Source organism: Bacillus sp. RB3, assembly GCF_030164735.1.
Classification (GTDB): Bacteria; Bacillota; Bacilli; order Bacillales; family Bacillaceae_G; genus Bacillus_A; species Bacillus_A cereus.
The window spans coordinates 206,138-227,439 of the sequence record NZ_JASNGE010000005.1; the positions used below are offsets into that span (position 1 = coordinate 206,138).

Genomic DNA, 21,302 nt, shown 5'->3' on the forward strand with positions numbered 1-21,302 from the left:
AATAGCGGGAGAAATATAACTAGGAGGTTATCGTATGGAACGTTTACCAGTTGTGATTTGTCCTAATTGTCAAAGTTCTGCTGAGATTATTCATGTATTAACGGCTCAATCTAATCAAAATGTAATTTATACGTGCCAAGTTTGTCACTTTGTAATTCGAAATATTGAAACGAATAAAGGATAGGAAGTTATAATTTTAGTTTTTGTCCCATACAATGAGAATACGAAAAGTCTGTCTAATTGAAAGGACGTGACTCTGTGGACGGTGCACATAAATTTTACAATGTTTCAGAGAGACATTTAAATTTTGATATGGTCTTTAACCGTATTTGTAGTTTCATTGAAAAGGATCCGCGAAATTTATATCGATTATCCATTGGGACAGACTCACAAGCGCATCAAAAGGATACGAGGTTTATTACAGCAATCCATATTCATCGTGTTGGAAAAGGTGCCTGGGGCTGTTTACACCATAGATCAGTAAAAGATAAGCCGGCAACCTTACGTGAGAAAATATATTTAGAAACGCAGTTTAGTCAAGAAATCGCATGTCTATTTACGCCTACTCATATACAAACAATATGGGAGTTATTGCATCCTTATGCTCAAGATGGGGCTGGATTCATAATGGAAATTCATTTAGACATTGGGAATGATGGTTTAACAAAAGAATTTATTTTAGATATGACAGAAAAAATTCGAGCGATGGGATTAACTGCAAAAATTAAGCCAGATGCTTATGCGGCGTTTAGCTATGCAAATCGATATACGAAATGATTTTTTTGTATGTATACGATTGCTATATATCTTTTAATAAAAACTGAATATTACATCTATTAAATAGGTTGAATTTTCTATATAATAAGAGTAACGATGCGAGTGTAAGGAGAGGGGTATATGCAAAGGGAAGTTGTTTTAACGAAGGAAGAAGAAAGTTTACTACTAGATATTTTATTTCAGCAAAATTACGCAAGTGAAATTTTAGCTGTGGAACTTACAGATATTGAGAATGGTTTGAAACAGACAGATGTGATGCAATATAAAAAAATCACAAGGTTATTTTACAGATTAAAAAATAAAGGGTATTAAGCGCTACCGGAATGGTAGTCTTTTTTTTGTGCTGTATGCTAAAATAGCTGTGTGATTGTATTTTTATTGAAATAAATTTAGGACAAAATAATAATATGAAAACGCTGTCATAAAATGTGAATAGAGTTGTGAACATAAGCAGGAAAAAGGGAAAATGGGGGATGTAATATGATTAGTATTCCGAAAGACGAATTTCAACAAATTCTTGTGAAGGATTTAATGATTTCATCGGAAAAAGTAGCTCATGTCCAAATTGGAAATAGTTTAGAACATGCTTTACTCGTTCTTGTGAAATCTGGATATTCGGCGATACCTGTCTTAGATCCAATGTATAAACTACATGGTTTGATTAGTACTGCCATGATATTAGATGGTATGTTAGGATTAGAACGTATTGAGTTTGAAAGACTCGATGATATGAAAGTAGAGCAGGTGATGAAAGAAGATATACCTGTTCTTAAATTAGACGATTCATTTGCAAAAGCTTTAGAAATGACAATTGATCATCCTTTTATTTGCGCTGTTAATGAAGAAGGCTATTTTGAGGGGATTTTAACACGTCGGGCTATTTTAAAATTGTTGAATAAGAAAGTAAGGCAACATAATCGATAACGTAAGAAAAGTGACTTCATAGAAACGAAGAAGTCACTTTTTTTTCGTGCATATCACTTGTGTATGTATTATATTTAAAAAGACATAAAACATAAGGAAAGTTTGCGCTGGACAATTGTATTTTCTGAATGAAAGCATTCGGGTAAATTAAGGATGAAAAGCTTATTGAAATAAGGTGTATGGAAGCTAAGGAAAGAGGGAGAAAGTTGCAAATTGATGATTTTCAAATGATGGTTGTGTTAGCTCAGGAATCAAATATGAGAAAAGCGGCGGAACGTTTATTTGTTTCCCAACCTGCGCTGAGTCAACGATTACAATCTATGGAGAAACAATGGGGAATGAAGTTTTTTATTCGCTCACAAAAAGGATTGACAATTACACCTGAAGGGGAAAAAGTTGCAAATTATGCTAAAGAAATGTTGCAAAGGGAAGAAGATATAAAAAGTGAGCTAGCTGTTTTCAGAACGGAAACTCATGGAACGTTAAAAATAGCTGTTGCATCAGTTATTGGTCAATATTGGCTCCCTCCTGTTTTGAAAAAGTTTGTGCATAAATATCCTTCTGTCAAGATATCGCTGTTTACTGGATGGAGTAGTGAAGTGCAAAAGCAGTTTTATGAAGGAGACGTTCATGTTGCTATACTGAGGGGAACACAAGAATATAAAGGTCAGAAGCAACAATTATTTGAAGATGAACTGTATTTAGTTGATAAAGAAATAAAAGATATTTCGATGTTAAAAGAAACAAATAGGCCGTTCATTCAATTTAAAAGTGATTCGACTTATTATGGACAAATACAAAATTGGTGGTATGGTTTATTTTCTAATCCGCCTAAGCGAACGATTGTAGTTGACCAAATTGAAACATGTAAACAACTTGTTTTAAATGGTATAGGTTATGCCCTTTTACCTTCTACTGTTTTAAAGGAAGTACAGGAAAATATGTATAAAACACCTGTTCAACTGACGAGAGAAACATGGTTGTTAACAAGTGACTCGGCAAGGCAGTTGAAGCAAGTACAAGCATTTTTAGAAATTATAGAAGAAATTCAAAGGGAAAAATAAGATTATTATCTTGCTACTCGCTCTTTCGTTTGGTAGAGTAACATTATAAATGGATTTAGGAGGCAACAAGAATGAAAATGATGGACGCTAACGAAATTATTTCGTTTATTCAAAAAAGTGAAAAGAAAACTCCTGTAAAGGTATACATAAAAGGGGATTTAAAAGAAGTAACATTCCCTGAAACAGTACAAGCATTTGTGAATAAAAAGTCAGGTGTATTATTCGGAGAATGGTCTGAAATTAAGACAATTCTTGATGAGAATAATAAGCACATCGTTGACTACGTTGTAGAAAACGATCGTCGTAATTCTGCAATCCCGATGCTTGATTTAAAAGGTATTAAAGCTCGCATCGAGCCAGGTGCTATTATTCGTGACCATGTTGAAATTGGTGACAACGCTGTAATTATGATGAATGCAACAATTAACATTGGTGCTGTAATTGGTGAAGGTTCTATGATCGACATGAACGCAGTACTTGGTGGACGTGCAACAGTCGGTAAAAACTGTCACGTAGGTGCAGGTGCTGTACTTGCAGGTGTTATTGAGCCACCTTCTGCAAAACCAGTTATCGTTGAAGATGATGTAGTAATCGGTGCAAACGTGGTTGTTTTAGAGGGTGTTACAGTAGGGAAAGGTGCAGTCGTAGCAGCAGGAGCTGTTGTAACAGAAGATGTGCCTCCATACACAGTTGTTGCAGGTACTCCAGCACGTGTAATTAAAGAAATTGATGAGAAGACAAAAGCAAAAACAGAAATTAAACAAGAGCTTCGTCAATTAAACCCAGAGAAATAAAAAGTAAAAAAAGCGTAAGAGCGTAAATGGGCTCTTGCGCTTTTTATAGATAGAGGTGCAAAAATGACAGTAAGCAAATTTATCCAAATTCGTAGAGATTTACATAGAATTCCAGAAATCGGATTTAAGGAATGGAAAACACAACAGTATATTTTAGATTATATAGGAACACTTTCTCATGAATTTATGGAAGTGAAGACATGGAAAACGGGTGTAATCGTTAAAGTAAATGGAAAAAATCCCGAAAAAATAATAGGTTATCGTGCAGATATAGACGGTTTACCAATTACAGAGGAAACTGGATACGAGTTTGCTTCTATTCATGAAGGAATGATGCATGCATGTGGCCATGATGTACATACAACAATCGGTTTAGGCCTTCTAACGAAAGCTGTGAGCGAAAGAATAGATGATGACCTTGTATTTCTATTCCAGCCAGCAGAAGAAGGACCAGGCGGTGCTCTTCCTATGTTAGAAAGTGAAGAGTTAAAAGAATGGAAACCAAATATAATTCTTGGTCTTCATATTGCACCAGAATACGCTGTGGGGACAATTGCAACGAAAGAAGGACTGTTATTTGCCAATACTTCAGAATTATATATTGATTTAAAAGGGAAAGGTGGCCATGCTGCCTATCCGCATACTGCAAATGACATGATTGTTGCAGCGAGTCACCTTGTTACACAGCTTCAATCCGTTATTAGTCGCAATGTAAATCCTCTTGATAGTGCAGTAATTACAATCGGGAAAATTACAGGTGGTACGGTTCAAAATATTATTGCAGAAAAATCTCGTTTAGAAGGAACGATTCGAACATTATCAGTGGAATCAATGAAGCGTGTGAAAAGCAGAATTGAGTCAATTGTTGCAGGTATCGAAGCTTCTTTCCAGTGTGAGGCGATTATAGATTACGGAGCAATGTATCATCAAGTATATAACCATGAAGAGTTAACGAGAGAGTTTATGGAATTTGTACATAAACAAACTGATATGAATGTTATTACATGTACTGAGGCAATGACGGGTGAAGATTTTGGTTATATGCTTCGAGAAATCCCTGGATTTATGTTTTGGCTTGGAGTAAATTCAGAATATGGTTTACATCATGCAAAATTAAAACCAGACGAAGAAGTGATTGAAAAGGCAATCACATTTTTAAGCCAATATGTAAAGTGGAAAGGGAATAGAAAATAAAACTTCCGCTCTCTTGAAGGTTCCAAATAACTTTTTGTTCTGAGGTGTAAGTAACGCTCGTATAGATTGATTTTAGACATTTACATACAAATGGAAGAATTAAAGTTAATTGTACTGTTTTAATAATGAGCAGGGGGTTTAGCCACTGCTCATTATTAATTATTTGACTAACTTATATATGTTTACTTTTAGTATGAAAAGTGTGTAAAATCAATGTGAAACATAGAAAAAAGGGTGGGGAATTACGTGCAAATTAGCAGTGCGATTTTATGTTTCGTCTTATATGCGTATGTTATTATTGCGGCGGTTTATTTTGGGATAAGTTTTTATGCCTATCGTCTAGTAGATAATAATGAATATGACGAAACATACAAATGGGTGAAGAGATATTTATCACCTGTACTAGAAATTATGAATGGGTTTGTGCTCTTTTTATTTATTGGATTAATTGCTTTCTCAACGAGTTTAGTAGGGAATAAAACTACGTTATTTGTATTGGGTATCATTATTTTTATGTTGTTAGGAATAAGGATTGGTAATACGGTCTTTTGGAATGAAAGAAAAGTAGATGGTTGGACGGGAATGTTAATTCCGTGCATGTTAGCTGCAATCGTGACAAATATAGAGCATGAATATTATCAATTACATTTTTGGCTTATTATCGTTTTAACAATTCTTTCTGTTTTGTATATAAGCACAGTAGTACTAACATATATTGCACATGAAAAAGGAGATGTTAAAGGCACTCGTTTCTTTAGAGGACGGGCATTATTTTGGAGTGTGCCGACGATGGCAGTTATCGCGCTTATTGCGATATTAGTAAATGGATATCAATTTTCTAATTGGCAACTATTTTTAGAAAATTGGTGGATCTTTATCTTTTCGTTTATTGCTTTTTTAGGTGCAACGCATTATTTATTCCATCAACATCATTACATATGGGCGTTGTTATTTGCATTCACACAGCTTCTATTTGCCTTTTTTGGTCAAGAAACATTATTATTCGTTTTTGAAACATTTAGTTCTTTTGGAAATATATTTGTATTTGCTATGCTACTTGTTGGTATCGCTTTTTACTTGCAACAATATTTTTATATACAAAAACAAAAATAAGAGCTAATCATAGTTTTTGTGACGCATATAAAGTGTGTTACACTGAAAATAAATAGTACTTGAAGTTATTGGAGGAATTCTTGTGGGTGAGAAAGAAAAAGAATTTGCTGTCATTGGACTTGGTCGCTTTGGTGGAAGTATTTGTCGAGAACTAGCTCAATTAGGTATGGAAGTAATGGCAATCGATTCAGATGAGGATAAAATTAATGAATTTGCAAATATAGCTTCGCATGCTGTAATTGCAGATTCAACAGATGAGATGGTATTAAAAAGCCTTGGTATTCGAAATTTTGATCACGTAGTCGTTGCTATTGGAGATAATTTAAATTCAAGTATTTTAACGACTTTGATTTTGAAAGAGTTGGGTGTAAAAAATATTACTGTAAAAGCTCAAAATGATTATCATGAAAAAGTGTTAAGTAAAATAGGTGCAGATCATATTGTGCATCCAGAACGTGATATGGGAAAAAGGATTGCTAATAATATTGCATCAAGCAATGTGCTAGACTACCTTGAGCTTTCAGATGAGCATAGTATTGTAGAGATTATTGCGAATAAAAAAATTGATGGGCACTCTTTAATTGAATTAGATATTCGTGCGAAGTTTGGATTGAATATTGTAGCAATTAAACGAGGCAAAGAAGTTATCGTATCCCCTCGAGCTACGGAGAATATTCAAGCAGGAGATATATTAATTGTCATTGGTCATGACGATGAAGTGGATCGATTTAAACACTTTTTAAGATAAGAGAAAAGAAAAGGACAATGCCTTCATGGCATTGTCCTTTTTCTTATATTTCCATAATGATTGGTAAAATCATTGGACGACGTTTCGTTTTCTCATATAGGAATGGGGCTAATGTGTCTGTAATTTCATTTTTAATTTCAGACCATTGTGTTGTTTTACGCTCCATTACTTTTTCTAAATGAGTTGTAATTAATGTTTGTGCATCATTGATTAAATCGCTGCTTTCACGCATGTAAACGAAACCGCGTGAGATGATATCAGGTCCTGCTGCAACTTTAAATTCTTTCATATCAATGCTTACAACTACAATTACAAGTCCTTCTTCAGAAAGGATACGACGATCGCGTAATACGATATTGCCAATATCTCCAATACCGTTTCCATCAATGTAGACCGAACCAGATGGGATTTTTCCAGCTACGCTAGCTTCATCCGAACGTAAAGCAAGAACATCGCCATTATCCATAATGAAGCAATTTTCTTCAGGGATGCCACAATCATTTGCTATGTTCATGTGCATACGCTGCATACGATATTCACCATGAATTGGCATGAAGTACTTCGGTTTAATTAGACGTAACATTAACTTTTGTTCTTCTTGTCCACCGTGTCCACTTGTATGGATATTTGAAAGTTTCCCGTGAATTACATCAGCGCCAGCGCGGTACAACATGTTAATTGTACGACTTACGCTAATTGTATTTCCTGGAATTGGTGAAGAAGAGAAAACAACTGTATCTCCAGGAATAATTTGAATTTGGCGGTGTGTACCATTTGCAATACGTGAAAGTGCTGCCATCGGTTCACCTTGACTACCTGTACATAAAATAACAACTTTATTAGCTGGTAAGCGGTTTAGTTGAGATGCATCTATGAATGTATCTTTCGGGCAACGAATATAACCAAGGTTTTGTCCAATTTCAATCGCTGCTTCCATACTTCGACCAAACACAGCTACTTTACGGTTGTTTTCAACAGCAGCTTCAACAACTTGTTGTAAGCGGTGGATATTTGATGCAAAGGTTGCGAATATAATCCGTCCTTCTACTTTACGGAAAATGTCTTGAATGCTATCACCAACGCGACGCTCAGACATAGTAAAGTTTGGAACTTCACTGTTCGTACTATCAGATAATAGACATAGTACGCCATCTTTACCGATTTCAGCCATTTTTGTTAAATCAGCTGGTTCACCAACTGGTGTGAAGTCAAATTTGAAGTCACCTGTATGAACAACTTGACCTTGAGGTGTTTTCACAACAACGCCGTACGAATCTGGAATACTGTGAGTTGTACGGAAGAAGGATACAGACGTTTTTTTGAATTTAATAACGTCATCTTCTTGAATCTCGTAAAGTTTTGCTTTACGAAGTAAGCCGTGTTCTTCTAATTTGTTTTTGATGAGTGCAATTGCTAATTTTCCGCCGTAAATCGGAATGTTCACTTGACGTAATAGGTAAGGGATTCCGCCGATATGATCTTCGTGACCATGTGTAATGAATAACCCTTTAATTTTATCTTCGTTTCGCACAAAATAAGTGTAGTCTGGTATTACATAATCGATCCCGAGAAGTTCGTCCTCTGGAAATTTAATTCCAGCATCAATTATAATAATTTCATCTTGAAATTGAACAGCGTATGTATTTTTACCGATTTCACCAAGCCCACCGAGAGCAAATACAGCAACTTGGTCGTTTTTTAGAAATTTCATATCGCTATACGATTTCCGCTAATGTTAAATCAGCGTTTTCTTTTTCATATTCAAGATGAGCGCCAGTAACAGACTGAACAAACTCGATATTATATGCGAACTTATTTAACTTTGTACGAACATCCTTTTCAGACGTAGCCTCTAAATATAAAACTTTTGTATTTTCACGTACTGGAACCTCAGTTAATTTTTCTTGATAAAATACTTTAAAAATCATTTGGAAAACCTCTCCTTGTCTATGTTTTGCATTATCTGTTACTTATTATAAAGCAAACAGTCACGATTTTCATGTTTTTTCGAATGAGAATGAAGAAAAAGCCCGAAATGGGCACAATTTAAGCGATTGTCTTTTTACGGACTAGACCGTTTAAATAACGCTTGAGCTTTTTCTTCAGCTTCTTCAGCATGATTACTCCTTCCTTTCCTTATTTTAAACATGCCTATTACTAGTGAAAACTCTATCTCTGATATAAGAGATAGGACAAAAGTGAATGGTGAATCTTGTCCTTTCCCATACAGTGAAAGTTATTCTATAGTAACGATCAGTAGCCGTTAGTTATAGGTATAGTATGAGGAAGAATGGAAAAGAAAATTCATCCGAACAAGTATCTACATGTTTTACTAATATATATATGCAAAGTTTACAAATAAGGTCAGAAAGGGAACGCTTTCTTCACAGATGTTTAATATGTTATACTTTTTTTTAGAATTTGAAAAGTGATATTCAAAATAGGAATATAGAGTCCCAGAAAGGATTTTGACAAATGAATGATAAAATTGTCTTTTTTGATATTGATGGAACATTATTAGATCATGATAAAAAAATTCCGCAATCTACACGAGATGCAGTAAAACAGTTACAAGAAAAAGGTGTACATGTAGCAATTGCGACAGGGCGCGCGCCATTTATGTTCGAAGATATTCGCAGGGAACTTAATATACATAATTATGTTAGTTTTAATGGACAATATGTTGTCTTTGAAGATGAGGTAATATTTAATAATCCGTTACATCCAGATGCTTTACATAGGTTTACTCAGTTTGCAAAACAAGAAGGATATCCACTTGTATATCTTGACCATCAAGATATGAGAGCATCAGTGGAATATCATGATTATGTGAAAGAAGGCTTTGGAAGCTTAAACTTTGAGCATCCAGCATATGAGCCTAATTTTTATGAGGAACGTAATATTTATCAAACACTACTTTTTTGTGAAGTAAATGAAGAGGAAAAGTTTATTAATCATTATCCAGATTTTCATTTTATTCGTTGGCATGCATATTCAATGGATATCATTCCGAATGGTGGTTCTAAGGCAAAAGGAATTGAGAAATACATTGAAAAGTTAGGTTTTAATCGTGATCAAGTGTATGCATTTGGAGATGGCTTAAATGATTTAGAAATGATCGAAGCCGTTGGCACAGGTATTGTGATGGGAAATGGCCATGAAGACTTGAAAAAACTTGCAAATCATGTGACAAAGGATGTTAATGAAGACGGTATATATCATGGACTAAAGTGGGCTGGATTGCTATAAGTGAATATGGAACCCATTTCATAATAAAAAGGCGGAAGATTAACTTCCGCCTTTTTATTATTATCGCTCTAGAGGTTTGGAATCATTAGGAGCGGCAAAAGGATTTTCTTTATTGATATGGTCATAGAACATAACGCCATTTAAATGATCAATCTCGTGTTGGAATACGATTGCTGGTAAACCTTTTAAACGTAATTTTACTTCTTCTCCGTTAATAGAAGTTGCTTTTACTGTAATTCTTGTATAACGAGGAACATAACCAGGTACTTCGCGGTCTACAGACAGACAGCCTTCACCACCCTGTAAATATGTACGTTCAACAGAATGGCTAATGATTTTTGGATTGAATAATGCATGGCTATATAATGTACCATCCGCATCGGTTACATGAACTGCAATCATTTTTTTTGAAACACCGATTTGCGGAGCCGCTAATCCGATTCCAGGGCGTAAACTATATTTTTCAGCCATTTCAGGATCTTGGCTATTTATTACGAATTCAATCATTTCTTTTAAGGTAGTTGTATCTTCTTCGCTTGCCGGTAATGACACCTCTTCTGCAACGTTGCGCAAAATAGGATCTCCTTCGCGAATAACATCTTTCATTGTAAGCATATGTAATCTCTCCTTTCCTCTTTAGTCTACCAAAGGAGATGGAAAAAGTCATCGGCAAGAAAGGGAAGGCATTTTGGAAATTGTTCTATTATAGAGTAGTTATGTATGTGATAAAAAGAAAAAGACGGCAAAGCCGTCTTTTTCTTTCCATAGTTGTTTCGTTTTACATTAGCGAATGCAAGCAGCACCAACGATAATTAAAAGAATAAACAACACAACGATTAAGGCGAAGCCGCGTCCAGACCCGCCACAAGAACCGCCATAACCGTAGGAAGGATATGAACAAGTTGGATAGCAATATGAGTATCCGTACATGAGATGACCTCCTTTATCATTTCCCGCTAATACTGCGGTTACTATAATGTATGGAAGAGAGGGTAGAAATGTATAGGTATTTACCTAAAAAAGGAAGAGTAGTTTGTATATTTTTGTTACGAAGAGAGAAAAACTAAAGAGAATTAAATCGTTTACATATTATTCTAAGAGAAAAAATAAGTGAAAAAGGGAATAATATAACAGTAGGTCAATGCTTACTAATACAGATGTAAAAAATAAAAACACGTTTGTGTAGTAGAAACCTGCATATTATTTATAAAAAAACGTATTCAAAGTAATTGACATCGTAATTAGAATAGTTGTAAACTAAAAAACGTGATCAAGATTGTATTAATATGTTTCTGAAAAAACATTAGTACAGATTGTTAGGTACACAAAATTATTCTCAACCGACATACAAACATGTTGGTTTACATCGTTGCGCTTTTTAAACTGGAAAATAGCCAGTGAAAGCGTTTCAGAATATGGTTCAAGAGAGGAAGAGGTGAACGGAATGGGTACTAAAACAAAAAAGACCCTATTTAATGTTGATGAGCAAATGAAAGCTATCGCAGCTCAATTTGAAACATTACAAATTTTAAATGAAAACGGTGAAGTTGTGAATGAAGCAGCTATGCCTGAATTATCTGATGATCAATTAAAAGAATTAATGCGTCGTATGGTGTATACTCGCGTATTAGATCAACGTTCTATTTCTTTAAACCGTCAAGGACGTTTAGGTTTCTACGCACCTACAGCTGGACAAGAAGCTTCTCAATTAGCAAGTCATTTCGCACTTGAAGCAGAAGACTTCATCTTACCAGGATACCGTGATGTACCACAATTAGTATGGCACGGATTACCATTATACCAAGCATTCTTATTCTCTCGTGGACACTTCATGGGTAACCAAATGCCTGAGAATGTAAATGCATTAGCTCCACAGATTATTATCGGTGCGCAAATCATCCAAACTGCTGGTGTTGCGTTAGGTATGAAACTACGTGGTAAAAAATCTGTTGCAATTACTTACACTGGTGACGGTGGTGCTTCACAAGGTGACTTCTACGAAGGTATGAACTTTGCAGGTGCATTCAAAGCTCCAGCAATCTTCGTTGTTCAAAACAACCGTTATGCAATCTCTACTCCAGTAGAAAAGCAATCTGCAGCTAAAACTGTAGCACAAAAAGCAGTAGCAGCAGGTATTTACGGAATTCAAGTAGACGGTATGGATCCATTAGCTGTATACGCAGCAACTGCTTTTGCTCGTGAGCGCGCAGTAAATGGCGAAGGCCCTACTTTAATCGAGACTTTAACATTCCGTTACGGTCCACATACAATGGCTGGTGATGACCCAACTCGTTACCGTACAAAAGATATCGAAAACGAATGGGAACAAAAAGACCCAATCGTACGCTTCCGTAAGTTCTTAGAAGCTAAAGGCCTATGGTCTCAAGAAGTTGAAGAGACAGTAATCGAAGAAGCAAAAGAAGATATCAAACAAGCAATTGCTAAGGCTGACCAAGCTCCAAAACAAAAAGTAACTGATTTAATGGAAATCATGTACGAAAAAATGCCTTACAACTTAGCTGAACAATATGAAATCTACAAAGAAAAGGAGTCGAAGTAAGCCATGGCTCAAATGACAATGATTCAAGCAATCACTGATGCTTTACGCGTTGAAATGAAAAATGACCCTAACGTACTTGTATTTGGTGAAGACGTTGGTGTAAACGGCGGTGTATTCCGTGCTACTGAAGGTTTACAAGCTGAATTTGGTGAAGATCGTGTAATGGATACTCCACTTGCAGAGTCTGGTATTGGTGGACTTGCAGTTGGTCTTGCACTTGAAGGATTCCGTCCAGTTCCAGAGATCCAATTCTTCGGTTTCGTTTATGAAGTAATGGATTCAATTTCTGGTCAATTAGCTCGTATGCGTTACCGTTCTGGTGGACGTTGGACTGCTCCAGTAACAGTTCGTTCTCCATTCGGTGGTGGTGTTCATACTCCTGAACTACATGCTGATAGCTTAGAAGGATTAGTGGCTCAACAACCTGGTCTAAAAGTTGTTATTCCATCTACTCCATACGATGCTAAAGGTCTTTTAATCTCTGCGATTCGTGACAACGATCCAGTTATCTACTTAGAGCATATGAAATTGTACCGTTCATTCCGTCAAGAGGTACCAGAAGGTGATTACACAATTGATTTAGGTAAAGCTGATATCAAACGTGAAGGTACAGATGTATCTGTTATCGCTTACGGTGCTATGGTTCACGCTGCATTAAAAGCTGCTGAAGAACTTGAAAAAGAAGGTATCTCTTTAGAGGTTGTTGACTTACGTACAGTTCAACCATTAGATATCGAAACAATCATCGCTTCTGTTGAAAAAACAGGTCGCGTAGTTGTAGTTCAAGAAGCTCAAAAACAAGCTGGTATTGCAGCTAACGTTGTAGCGGAAATTAACGACCGTGCAATCTTAAACTTAGAAGCTCCAGTTGTACGTGTTGCAGCTGCTGATACAGTATTCCCATTCTCTCAAGCAGAGAGCGTATGGTTACCAAACCACAAAGATATTGTTGAAGCTGTAAACAAAGTAATGAACTTCTAATTTTTAGCTTTTCATGTGCAAAAGAAATCAGCACATGCTGGTTTCTTTTGCACATATTCCATAATAATGAAATGAATCAGGGGGCTGAATTCCGTGGCATTTGAATTTAAACTACCAGATATCGGTGAAGGTATCCACGAAGGTGAAATCGTAAAATGGTTTATTAAACCAGGCGATGAAGTAAACGAAGACGATGTACTTCTTGAAGTACAAAATGATAAAGCAGTAGTAGAAATCCCTTCTCCTGTTAAAGGTAAAGTACTTGAAGTACTTGTAGAAGAAGGAACAGTTGCAATCGTAGGAGATACATTAATTAAATTTGATGCTCCTGGATACGAAAACCTTAAATTTAAAGGTGACGATCATGATGAAGCTCCAAAAGCTGAAGAAGCAGCAGTAGAAGCTCCAGCAGCGGAAGCTACTCCAGCAGCAACTGCAGAAGTAGTAAATGAGCGCGTAATTGCTATGCCATCTGTTCGTAAATACGCTCGTGAAAAAGGTGTAGACATTCATAAAGTAGCTGGTACTGGTAAGAATGGCCGTATCGTAAAAGCTGACATCGATGCATTTGCAAATGGTGGACAAACTGTAGCAGCAACTGAGGCTCCAGCAGCAGTAGAAGCTACTCCAGCAGCAGCGAAAGAAGAAGCACCAAAAGCACAACCAATCCCAGCTGGTGAATATCCAGAAACTCGTGAGAAAATGAGTGGTATCCGTAAAGCGATTGCGAAAGCAATGGTTAACTCTAAACACACAGCTCCTCACGTAACATTAATGGACGAAGTAGATGTAACAGAACTTGTTGCTCACCGTAAGAAGTTCAAAGCAGTAGCAGCTGACAAAGGTATTAAATTAACTTACCTTCCGTACGTTGTTAAAGCTTTAACATCTGCATTACGTGAATACCCAATGTTAAACACTTCTTTAGACGATGCATCTCAAGAAGTAGTTCATAAACATTACTTCAACATCGGTATCGCAGCTGATACAGACAAAGGTCTATTAGTACCAGTTGTTAAAGATACAGATCGTAAGTCTATCTTCACAATCTCTAACGAGATCAATGATCTTGCTGGTAAAGCACGTGAAGGTCGTCTAGCTCCAGCTGAAATGAAAGGTGCTTCTTGCACAATTACAAACATTGGTTCTGCAGGTGGACAATGGTTCACTCCAGTTATCAACCACCCAGAAGTAGCAATCCTTGGTATCGGCCGTATCGCTGAAAAACCAGTTGTGAAAAACGGTGAGATCGTTGCAGCTCCAGTATTAGCATTATCTCTAAGCTTTGACCATCGTTTAATTGACGGTGCAACTGCTCAAAAAGCGTTAAACCAAATTAAACGTCTATTGAATGACCCACAATTATTAGTAATGGAGGCGTAATAACAATGGTAGTAGGAGATTTCCCAATTGAATTAGATACAGTCGTTGTTGGTGCAGGTCCTGGTGGATACGTTGCGGCAATTCGTGCAGCACAATTAGGTCAAAAGGTAGCAATCATTGAAAAAGCTAACCTTGGTGGCGTATGCTTAAACGTTGGATGTATTCCTTCAAAAGCGTTAATCAATGCAGGTCATCGTTATGAGAATGCAATGCATTCTGATGACATGGGTATTACTGCAGAAAACGTAAAAGTTGACTTTACAAAAGTTCAAGAATGGAAAAACGGCGTAGTTAAGAAATTAACTGGCGGTGTTGAAGGCCTTCTTAAAGGTAACAAAGTTGAAATCATTCGCGGTGAAGCTTACTTCGTAGATGCTAATACATTACGCGTTATGACTGAAGATGCAGCTCAAACTTATACGTTTAAAAATGCTGTTCTTGCAACTGGTTCTACACCAATCGAAATTCCAGGATTCAAATACTCTAAACGTGTTATCAACTCTACAGGTGCTTTAAGCTTACCTGAAATTCCTAAAAAACTTGTTGTAATCGGCGGCGGTTACATCGGTATGGAATTAGGTACTGCATATGCTAACTTCGGTACAGAAGTTACTGTAGTAGAAGCTGGCGACGAAATCTTAGCTGGTTTCGAAAAAGCTATGAGCTCTGTTGTTAAACGTGCTCTACAGAAAAAAGGTAACGTAAATATCCATACAAAAGCTATGGCTAAAGGCGTTGAAGAAACAGAAACTGGCGTAAAAGTTAGCTTTGAAGTTAAAGGTGAAATCCAAACTGTAGAAGCAGATTACGTATTAGTAACTGTAGGTCGTCGTCCAAACACTCAAGAAATCGGTCTTGAGCAAGTTGGAGTTAAAATGACTGACCGCGGCATCATCGAAATCGATGAGCAATGTCGTACAAATGTACCAAACATCTATGCAATCGGTGATATCGTTCCTGGACCACCATTAGCTCACAAAGCTTCTTACGAAGGTAAAGTAGCTGTAGAAGCAATTAGTGGCCATGCATCAGCTATCGATTACATCGGAATTCCTGCAGTATGCTTCACTGATCCAGAACTAGCATCTGTTGGTTACACTAAAAAACAAGCTGAAGAAGCTGGAATGACTGTAACTGTATCTAAGTTCCCATTCGCTGCTAACGGTCGTGCATTATCATTAAACAGCACTGACGGTTTCCTACAACTTGTAACACGTAAAGAAGATGGTCTTCTTGTAGGTGCTCAAGTTGCAGGTGCAGGTGCTTCTGATATTATTTCTGAGATTGGTTTAGCTATCGAAGCTGGAATGACAGCTGAAGATATCGCTCAAACAATCCATGCTCACCCAACATTAGGTGAAATCACAATGGAAGCAGCTGAAGTTGCTCTTGGAATGCCAATTCACATTGTAAAATAATTTAAGTAATGTAAATAGCCCTTCTCTTATTGTAAGAGAGGGGCTATTTTTATTTTCATCAAATGACTTGCAAGGTCTTTAAACGTACTTGTCGAATGAATATATAATACTTTAACAAATGATTCAGGCTTAACTTACTTCGAAGGTAATATATATCATCCTATAATATGTAATTGATTCAAACTTACCCCCATATATTAATAAAATAGAGCATGTCAAAGGAGAAGGTTCCATGAAAATATTACATGTTATATTTTATCATTTACTACTATGGAGTGGCTTTTCCACTGTATTAACATTATCGAATGGTGATAAGTTTCATTATAAAGTTATTCTTTTTTTCGTATTTCTATATTTAGCCTATGTAATAGCATATTTTGTATTGCACGTAAGAAAGCAAGCTTTATTTCTTACATGTTCGAATTGTATATTATTTTTAATCATATTATCTATTTTTTAAATTAGCGTTTATAAAAATACATTGTTCTTCCATTAAATAATTGTAACTCTCCTTCTAATTTCTTCGCTAAAAAACGGCAAAATTCATTTGCTTTCCCTTTGTCACCAAATGTTGCATTAGGTGGTAAAGAAACTTGGATGAAAGATTGTTCATTTTCTATACCAACACCAATATAAATTGAGTCATACCGGTCGTGAGTGGATTGAAGTTTTAATGTTGTTGTAGATGTATCTAAAATTTCATAAGGAAAAGCGGTATTTGTATACGTGTAATTAATTTGGGCACCAGTTTTAGAAGTAACTGTTTTATAATAATGAAAAAGTTGTTTTATATCATCTATTGAAACTGATTGTTGGTTGGATTTCGGTACAAGCGTAATAAAGGCGTGTTGCATATAAGTTCCCCCTAGCTTAGTAGAATACTATCATTCTACATCCTACTGAATTTTTTGACAATTAAAAGGAGTATTACATGTTTTGTTTAATATACTATTAATGAAACGTGATGTAGAAAGGTGGAAACCAATGTTTGAAAAATTGTATGATGAGCATGAAAGTGTGAAGGTACGATTTTTAGGGTTTATGACACATGATACACGTTATGATTTTGGTGTTATTTATACAAATATGTTTTTTGGAAAGCCGCTCATTGTTTGTATGCAAACAGGAAGGTCTACTTTACTCGGACGAGATGATGTAGAGAATGTTCAATATATACAGGAGATTTTTAAATTAGGATCAGAAGAGGAAGCAAAGGAGTTAGCTCAGTTTTTCAAATTTCTAGTTCCGTCAACTTCTTTACATGCGGAATATGAAGAATAATTAATGTGAAACAGTCGTACTTATAAATATGGCTGTTTTTTTATTTTAATATCGCATACTAATTTAAATTAAAAATATTTAATGTGTTATACTAAAAACCTATTGACGTAAAAAGTATAACATATTAAAATAAAGACAGAAAGTTAAGCGGTTACAAAAAGTTTTTGGGATTATAAACTTAGGGGGAAATGAAAAATGGGAACAATCGTATGTCAAGATTGTGAAGGTACAATTGCACACTTCGAAGATGAGAAAGTAACGGTACTTTACGGGAAATGTGGATCTTGCGGATGTGATCACACAGAGCATACAAAAGCCCAATAATTGATAGGAAATGGACAGCTAAAAGTTTTTAGGACCATAAACTTAGGGGGAAATGAAAATGGGAACAATCGTATGCCAAGTATGTGAAGGAACAATCGGACATTTTGAAGATGAGAAAACGACGGTACTTTACGGAAAATGTGGAACAAATTGTGACTGTGCTAGAAAAGATAATGCGAAAGCTTAATGATAAATAAATAGATTACTATTAAAACTCAGGGGGAAATGAAAATGGGAACAATCGTATGCCAAGTATGTGAAGGAACAATTGGACATTTTGAAGATGAAAAATCAACAGTACTATACGGGAAATGTGGATCTCATTGCGAATGTGACCATAAAGAACATACAAAAGCTTAATAATAAGAAAAAGCGCCTACATGTGTAGGCGCTTTTTTAATAAATTGTAGTTGTATGACCAACTGTTGCAACGATTGCATCATCTCTAATTGGAATAAAGCTTATGGATGTATGTGGTGTACTAGAAGAAGCATATTGGCTCATTATACGGCTATCGATACGGGTAATAGTATCAGTCAAGAAAGCTGAAATAAAAGCGTAAGGGACTCTTCGTTCATTTAATGAATAAATAATTTCTTCTTTTGTTTTTACACCCACGCCATGTCCGTAAAAAAAGAAATTTCCTAAATAGATTGTGTTTTCTCCTTGCCACTCAATCGTAGCTGGATTCACTTGTGGGTTTTTAAAGTAAACGAGGTCACCTGGAACAAGATCGCCACCGTTTTTTGTTATGAGCCTTAGATCTTGATCGTAGTCCCATGTATAAAGTAAAAGATTTGCAAATAGACGATTGAAAGTTTCTTCCTCATACAATGATAGTAAAGCTTTATAAAAAATAATGATCATAGCGGTTGCGCATTCAGTTCCATATAGTTTTCCATTTTTAAAAATATCTTGTATGGCAATAGAAGATGGTATGTTTGGAAGAAGCTCGAATCCTCCAAGGGATGTTCTTTTCCAATACTGGGGGTTGCAAAAGGATTGTTGAAATGTGCGAAACTGAAATCCACTTTGAAAAAGCTCTAGTGCAGAGATAATAATATTAACTCGTAAATTGAGATCAAAGCTGAGTTCATCAGCTGTTCGGAAGGAATAAACTTCTTGATTTCCTGCCATTATTGATAAAATTTGTTGTTTCTCTGCTGCAAATGGCTCATATTCATTTGTAATATAAGGATGTACAATAGAACGGCCTATTACAATCATAATAGTATCCCCACCTATACGTTACATTCTTAAGTATCGTATGAAGAAAAGGAAAAAAGGTGAAAAAAAAGCCTATCAACTGATAGGCTTGTACTCTTTAATAACACGTAATGTTTGTAATGTCATATCTTCAGGACCTTGTACAGGTAAACCTGCTTCTAAGTTTTTCCGAATATACTCTAAGTTTTCTTGTGTAATAATTTCCCCCGGAGTAAAGATTGGAATCCCTGGCGGATAAACCATAACAAAATCAGCTATAATACGACCCGCTGCATTTTCAAATGGGATGACTTCTGTTTCCGAATAAAAAGCATCTCGAGGAGAAAGTGCTAGCACTGGAATTTCTGGAATCTCTACTTGTACTTGAACACCTTTATCTGCCCTATTTCTAAATGTTGCTGCTAAATCGTGTAAAGCTGCAATAAGTGTATTTGTATCACTTTCTGTATCTCCCAAAGTGATAAGACATAGTATGTTGTATAGATCTGAGAGTTCTACTTCAATGTTATATTGCTCTCTAAGCCATACTTCAGCTTGGTGGCCGGTAATACCTAAATCTTTTACAGATACAATTATCTTTGTAGGATCATAGTTAAAGGTAGCATCTGTACCTAACATTTCTTTTCCAGGACAGTAAAGATGCTCAATAGAATTTATAGCATCACGAACATGCTCAGCTAATTGTATTGTTTGTTCTATGAGTGCTGTTCCTTCTGTAGCAAGACGTTTTCTCGCAACATCAAGGGATGCTAACAAGATGTAAGAAGTTGATGTAGTTGTAAGCATACTAATAATAGATTGGACATGCTTTACATTCACTAAGCCTTCTTTCACATTAAGAATAGAACTTTGAGTTAAAGAGCCTCCTAATTTGTGAACACTTGTTGCTGCCATATCCGCACCAGCTTGCATCGCTGACATAGGTAATTCATCGTGAAAATGAATATGAACACCATGAGCCTCGTCGACTAGTACAGAGATGTCATAAGAATGTGCTAATTGTACAATCTGTTCTAAGTCTGCAGCAAACCCAAAGTACGTTGGGTTAATAACAAGTAAGCCCTTTGCATCTGAGTGCTCTTCAAGTGCTTTTTTGACAGATTGAATTGTGATTCCATGAGAAATACCGAGCTTCGGATCGATTTCAGGATGCATGAAAATCGGTTTTGCACCTGAGAAAATAATAGCTGACATTACTGATTTATGCACGTTTCGTGGTACTAGGATTTTGTCACCAGGACCGCAAACGCTCATCACCATTGTCATAATAGCGCCACTTGTACCTTGAATAGAAAAGAAAGTATGATCTGCACCGAATGCAGCGGCTGCTAAATCCTGTGCTTCTTTAATCATACCTTTTGGATGATGTAAATCATCGAGTGGCGCAATATTAATTAAATCAATTGCTAATGCATTATGCCCAATAAATTCGCGAAATGTAGGATCCATGCCCTGTCCTTTTTTATGACCAGGAATATGGAATTGAATTGGATTTCGCTTACTGTGCTCAACTAAAGCGGTAAACAATGGTGTTTCGTATTGGGACAATCTATACACCCCTTCTTCTTCATAATATTTAGTGTAATTTGTTTTATATAATCCTGCTCTAAAAAAGTGTAGCCTTTTTTAGAATAAGGCTTGTTTTTCTGCCATTCAAAAAATCGTTTTTGAGATGGTAGCTTCACTTTATTTTCTATAAAACAAAAGCATTATATCACCAATAATTATAGATGTATAGAAAAAAATGTTTTTAAGGTGAGTATGTTTAATAGTTAGCCTCAACTAATGAATAGAGGAAGACAATTCCATTAAAATGAATAAATAGTGTATAATGCAGAGTGGCTATAATGAAGAATAAAATATTCTCTTTAAGATAGCATAATGAAACAAGAAGAAATGATAAATGAGGTGCGAAATGGAATATCAATATCCGTTAGATTATGATTGGTCAAATGAGGAAATGGTTACAATTGTTAAGTTTTATGAAGCGATTGAGAAAGCTTATGAAAAAGGGATTATAAGAGAAGAGTTAATGGGTTTATATCGTCGTTTTAAAGAGATTGTTCCATCGAAAGCAGAAGAAAAGAAAATTGATAAAGAATTTCAAGAAGTAAGTGGATACTCTATATATCGTGCTATTCAAAGGGCAAAAGAAGTCGAAGAACAAAAGCTCGTAAAAATGTAAAAATATTTTGAAAAATAAAAACTGAAGTGATATAATGTGATAACAACTAAAAACGGACAATATAAATTGTCCGTTTTCTA

27 protein-coding genes are annotated in these 21,302 nt (G+C 35.7%); 20 read left to right on the forward strand and 7 right to left on the reverse strand.

Translation table 11 applies throughout. The features are described from left to right. The first annotated feature begins 34 nt into the window (after positions 1–34). The 9 genes from QO049_RS10110 (at position 35) to QO049_RS10150 (ending at position 6,614) form a co-directional block, all read left to right on the forward strand. Positions 35–184, forward strand: coding sequence for a hypothetical protein (locus tag QO049_RS10110; protein WP_000440540.1), 150 nt, complete (start codon positions 35–37; stop codon positions 182–184). A 74-nt stretch (positions 185–258) separates the two neighbouring features. Then, entirely contained in the window at positions 259–777 is a 519-nt protein-coding gene (locus QO049_RS10115; RefSeq protein WP_000348489.1) for a ribonuclease H-like YkuK family protein, read from the forward strand. Between the two features lie 120 nt (positions 778–897). Beyond that, positions 898–1,089 carry an antirepressor AbbA gene (gene abbA, locus QO049_RS10120; RefSeq protein WP_001188692.1) on the forward strand — a complete coding sequence of 64 codons (192 nt, stop codon included), beginning with the start codon at positions 898–900 and terminating at the stop codon, positions 1,087–1,089. A 168-nt stretch (positions 1,090–1,257) separates the two neighbouring features. Further along, positions 1,258–1,701, forward strand: a complete 444-nt coding sequence (gene cbpB, locus QO049_RS10125) for a cyclic-di-AMP-binding protein CbpB (RefSeq protein ID WP_000623579.1) — start codon at positions 1,258–1,260, stop codon at positions 1,699–1,701. A 179-nt stretch (positions 1,702–1,880) separates the two neighbouring features. Next, positions 1,881–2,765 (forward strand): LysR family transcriptional regulator, encoded by an 885-nt coding sequence (locus QO049_RS10130; protein ID WP_001987174.1) that lies wholly within the window; start codon positions 1,881–1,883, stop codon positions 2,763–2,765. Positions 2,766–2,836: 71 nt separating this feature from the next. Continuing rightward, entirely contained in the window at positions 2,837–3,559 is a 723-nt protein-coding gene (gene dapD, locus QO049_RS10135; protein ID WP_000783241.1) for a 2,3,4,5-tetrahydropyridine-2,6-dicarboxylate N-acetyltransferase, read from the forward strand. A 63-nt stretch (positions 3,560–3,622) separates the two neighbouring features. Further along, positions 3,623–4,753 carry an N-acetyldiaminopimelate deacetylase gene (locus QO049_RS10140; protein WP_000218662.1) on the forward strand — a complete coding sequence of 377 codons (1,131 nt, stop codon included), beginning with the start codon at positions 3,623–3,625 and terminating at the stop codon, positions 4,751–4,753. 246 nt (positions 4,754–4,999) lie between these two features. Continuing rightward, the gene (locus QO049_RS10145; RefSeq protein WP_001167321.1) at positions 5,000–5,866 is read left to right on the forward strand and encodes a cytochrome c oxidase assembly protein; all 867 of its coding nucleotides are present in this window, start codon (positions 5,000–5,002) and stop codon (positions 5,864–5,866) included. 82 nt (positions 5,867–5,948) lie between these two features. Beyond that, positions 5,949–6,614 carry a potassium channel family protein gene (locus tag QO049_RS10150; RefSeq protein WP_000504032.1) on the forward strand — a complete coding sequence of 222 codons (666 nt, stop codon included), beginning with the start codon at positions 5,949–5,951 and terminating at the stop codon, positions 6,612–6,614. A gap of 43 nt (positions 6,615–6,657) precedes the next feature. On the opposite strand, the gene rnjA is transcribed toward QO049_RS10150, so the two are convergent. Then, positions 6,658–8,325: a ribonuclease J1 gene (gene rnjA, locus QO049_RS10155; RefSeq protein WP_000670377.1), complete on the reverse strand. Its 1,668-nt coding sequence runs from the start codon at positions 8,323–8,325 to the stop codon at positions 6,658–6,660. 4 nt (positions 8,326–8,329) lie between these two features. Further along, the gene (locus tag QO049_RS10160; protein ID WP_000576435.1) at positions 8,330–8,542 is read right to left on the reverse strand and encodes a DNA-dependent RNA polymerase subunit epsilon; all 213 of its coding nucleotides are present in this window, start codon (positions 8,540–8,542) and stop codon (positions 8,330–8,332) included. Between the two features lie 547 nt (positions 8,543–9,089). Between QO049_RS10160 and QO049_RS10165 the strand changes: the two genes are divergently transcribed. Further along, positions 9,090–9,863, forward strand: coding sequence for a Cof-type HAD-IIB family hydrolase (locus QO049_RS10165; RefSeq protein WP_000998279.1), 774 nt, complete (start codon positions 9,090–9,092; stop codon positions 9,861–9,863). Between the two features lie 60 nt (positions 9,864–9,923). Here the strand turns inward: QO049_RS10165 and def are convergent, their stop codons facing one another. Both def and QO049_RS10175 read right to left on the reverse strand, forming a co-directional pair. After that, entirely contained in the window at positions 9,924–10,478 is a 555-nt protein-coding gene (gene def, locus QO049_RS10170) for a peptide deformylase (RefSeq protein ID WP_000957049.1), read from the reverse strand. A 168-nt stretch (positions 10,479–10,646) separates the two neighbouring features. Further along, positions 10,647–10,793, reverse strand: a complete 147-nt coding sequence (locus QO049_RS10175) for a YjcZ family sporulation protein (RefSeq protein ID WP_000274562.1) — start codon at positions 10,791–10,793, stop codon at positions 10,647–10,649. 514 nt (positions 10,794–11,307) lie between these two features. Between QO049_RS10175 and pdhA the strand changes: the two genes are divergently transcribed. The 5 genes from pdhA (at position 11,308) to QO049_RS10200 (ending at position 16,665) form a co-directional block, all read left to right on the forward strand. Beyond that, complete coding sequence (pdhA, locus tag QO049_RS10180; RefSeq protein ID WP_000536895.1) at positions 11,308–12,423, forward strand: pyruvate dehydrogenase E1 component subunit alpha; 1,116 nt, start codon at positions 11,308–11,310, stop codon at positions 12,421–12,423. A 3-nt stretch (positions 12,424–12,426) separates the two neighbouring features. Continuing rightward, entirely contained in the window at positions 12,427–13,404 is a 978-nt protein-coding gene (pdhB, locus tag QO049_RS10185; RefSeq protein ID WP_000068168.1) for a pyruvate dehydrogenase complex E1 component subunit beta, read from the forward strand. 93 nt (positions 13,405–13,497) lie between these two features. Then, on the forward strand, positions 13,498–14,787 hold the full coding sequence (gene pdhC / locus QO049_RS10190; RefSeq protein ID WP_000863419.1) for a pyruvate dehydrogenase complex dihydrolipoyllysine-residue acetyltransferase: 1,290 nt from the start codon (positions 13,498–13,500) through the stop codon (positions 14,785–14,787). Positions 14,788–14,792: 5 nt separating this feature from the next. Next, on the forward strand, positions 14,793–16,205 hold the full coding sequence (gene lpdA / locus QO049_RS10195; protein ID WP_000260104.1) for a dihydrolipoyl dehydrogenase: 1,413 nt from the start codon (positions 14,793–14,795) through the stop codon (positions 16,203–16,205). Positions 16,206–16,437: 232 nt separating this feature from the next. After that, complete coding sequence (locus QO049_RS10200; protein WP_000697469.1) at positions 16,438–16,665, forward strand: hypothetical protein; 228 nt, start codon at positions 16,438–16,440, stop codon at positions 16,663–16,665. Position 16,666: 1 nt separating this feature from the next. Here the strand turns inward: QO049_RS10200 and QO049_RS10205 are convergent, their stop codons facing one another. After that, complete coding sequence (locus tag QO049_RS10205; protein WP_001163302.1) at positions 16,667–17,059, reverse strand: DUF1885 family protein; 393 nt, start codon at positions 17,057–17,059, stop codon at positions 16,667–16,669. 130 nt (positions 17,060–17,189) lie between these two features. Between QO049_RS10205 and QO049_RS10210 the strand changes: the two genes are divergently transcribed. The 4 genes from QO049_RS10210 (at position 17,190) to QO049_RS10225 (ending at position 18,170) form a co-directional block, all read left to right on the forward strand. Then, a complete protein-coding gene (locus QO049_RS10210; RefSeq protein ID WP_000462038.1) occupies positions 17,190–17,486 on the forward strand; it encodes a DUF3055 domain-containing protein in 297 nt (98 codons plus the stop codon). 195 nt (positions 17,487–17,681) lie between these two features. Continuing rightward, complete coding sequence (locus QO049_RS10215) at positions 17,682–17,810, forward strand: GapA-binding peptide SR1P (RefSeq protein WP_000536778.1); 129 nt, start codon at positions 17,682–17,684, stop codon at positions 17,808–17,810. Positions 17,811–17,868: 58 nt separating this feature from the next. Beyond that, positions 17,869–17,997: a GapA-binding peptide SR1P gene (locus tag QO049_RS10220; protein ID WP_000536803.1), complete on the forward strand. Its 129-nt coding sequence runs from the start codon at positions 17,869–17,871 to the stop codon at positions 17,995–17,997. A gap of 44 nt (positions 17,998–18,041) precedes the next feature. Beyond that, positions 18,042–18,170, forward strand: a complete 129-nt coding sequence (locus QO049_RS10225; RefSeq protein WP_000536796.1) for a GapA-binding peptide SR1P — start codon at positions 18,042–18,044, stop codon at positions 18,168–18,170. A gap of 36 nt (positions 18,171–18,206) precedes the next feature. On the opposite strand, the gene QO049_RS10230 is transcribed toward QO049_RS10225, so the two are convergent. Further along, the gene (locus tag QO049_RS10230) at positions 18,207–19,037 is read right to left on the reverse strand and encodes a protein-glutamine gamma-glutamyltransferase (RefSeq protein ID WP_000635340.1); all 831 of its coding nucleotides are present in this window, start codon (positions 19,035–19,037) and stop codon (positions 18,207–18,209) included. 75 nt (positions 19,038–19,112) lie between these two features. Continuing rightward, entirely contained in the window at positions 19,113–20,585 is a 1,473-nt protein-coding gene (gene speA / locus QO049_RS10235; protein ID WP_284489267.1) for an arginine decarboxylase, read from the reverse strand. 367 nt (positions 20,586–20,952) lie between these two features. Here speA and QO049_RS10240 point away from each other — a divergent pair, with 367 nt between their 5' ends. Continuing rightward, a complete protein-coding gene (locus tag QO049_RS10240; protein WP_000456552.1) occupies positions 20,953–21,222 on the forward strand; it encodes a UPF0223 family protein in 270 nt (89 codons plus the stop codon). Positions 21,223–21,302: the final 80 nt, after the last annotated feature.

Coding starts and splice junctions, on each gene's coding strand:
- QO049_RS10110 (WP_000440540.1), top strand. CDS start 35: ATGGAACGTTTACCAGTTGTGATTTGTCCTAATTGTCAAAGTTCTGCT.
- abbA (WP_001188692.1), top strand. CDS start 898: ATGCAAAGGGAAGTTGTTTTAACGAAGGAAGAAGAAAGTTTACTACTA.
- cbpB (WP_000623579.1), top strand. CDS start 1,258: ATGATTAGTATTCCGAAAGACGAATTTCAACAAATTCTTGTGAAGGAT.
- QO049_RS10130 (WP_001987174.1), top strand. CDS start 1,881: ATGGAAGCTAAGGAAAGAGGGAGAAAGTTGCAAATTGATGATTTTCAA.
- dapD (WP_000783241.1), top strand. CDS start 2,837: ATGAAAATGATGGACGCTAACGAAATTATTTCGTTTATTCAAAAAAGT.
- QO049_RS10140 (WP_000218662.1), top strand. CDS start 3,623: ATGACAGTAAGCAAATTTATCCAAATTCGTAGAGATTTACATAGAATT.
- rnjA (WP_000670377.1), bottom strand. CDS start 8,325: ATGAAATTTCTAAAAAACGACCAAGTTGCTGTATTTGCTCTCGGTGGG.
- QO049_RS10160 (WP_000576435.1), bottom strand. CDS start 8,542: ATGATTTTTAAAGTATTTTATCAAGAAAAATTAACTGAGGTTCCAGTA.
- QO049_RS10165 (WP_000998279.1), top strand. CDS start 9,090: ATGAATGATAAAATTGTCTTTTTTGATATTGATGGAACATTATTAGAT.
- def (WP_000957049.1), bottom strand. CDS start 10,478: ATGCTTACAATGAAAGATGTTATTCGCGAAGGAGATCCTATTTTGCGC.
- QO049_RS10175 (WP_000274562.1), bottom strand. CDS start 10,793: ATGTACGGATACTCATATTGCTATCCAACTTGTTCATATCCTTCCTAC.
- pdhA (WP_000536895.1), top strand. CDS start 11,308: ATGGGTACTAAAACAAAAAAGACCCTATTTAATGTTGATGAGCAAATG.
- pdhB (WP_000068168.1), top strand. CDS start 12,427: ATGGCTCAAATGACAATGATTCAAGCAATCACTGATGCTTTACGCGTT.
- lpdA (WP_000260104.1), top strand. CDS start 14,793: ATGGTAGTAGGAGATTTCCCAATTGAATTAGATACAGTCGTTGTTGGT.
- QO049_RS10200 (WP_000697469.1), top strand. CDS start 16,438: ATGAAAATATTACATGTTATATTTTATCATTTACTACTATGGAGTGGC.
- QO049_RS10205 (WP_001163302.1), bottom strand. CDS start 17,059: ATGCAACACGCCTTTATTACGCTTGTACCGAAATCCAACCAACAATCA.
- QO049_RS10210 (WP_000462038.1), top strand. CDS start 17,190: ATGTTTGAAAAATTGTATGATGAGCATGAAAGTGTGAAGGTACGATTT.
- QO049_RS10215 (WP_000536778.1), top strand. CDS start 17,682: ATGGGAACAATCGTATGTCAAGATTGTGAAGGTACAATTGCACACTTC.
- QO049_RS10220 (WP_000536803.1), top strand. CDS start 17,869: ATGGGAACAATCGTATGCCAAGTATGTGAAGGAACAATCGGACATTTT.
- QO049_RS10225 (WP_000536796.1), top strand. CDS start 18,042: ATGGGAACAATCGTATGCCAAGTATGTGAAGGAACAATTGGACATTTT.
- QO049_RS10230 (WP_000635340.1), bottom strand. CDS start 19,037: ATGATTGTAATAGGCCGTTCTATTGTACATCCTTATATTACAAATGAA.
- QO049_RS10240 (WP_000456552.1), top strand. CDS start 20,953: ATGGAATATCAATATCCGTTAGATTATGATTGGTCAAATGAGGAAATG.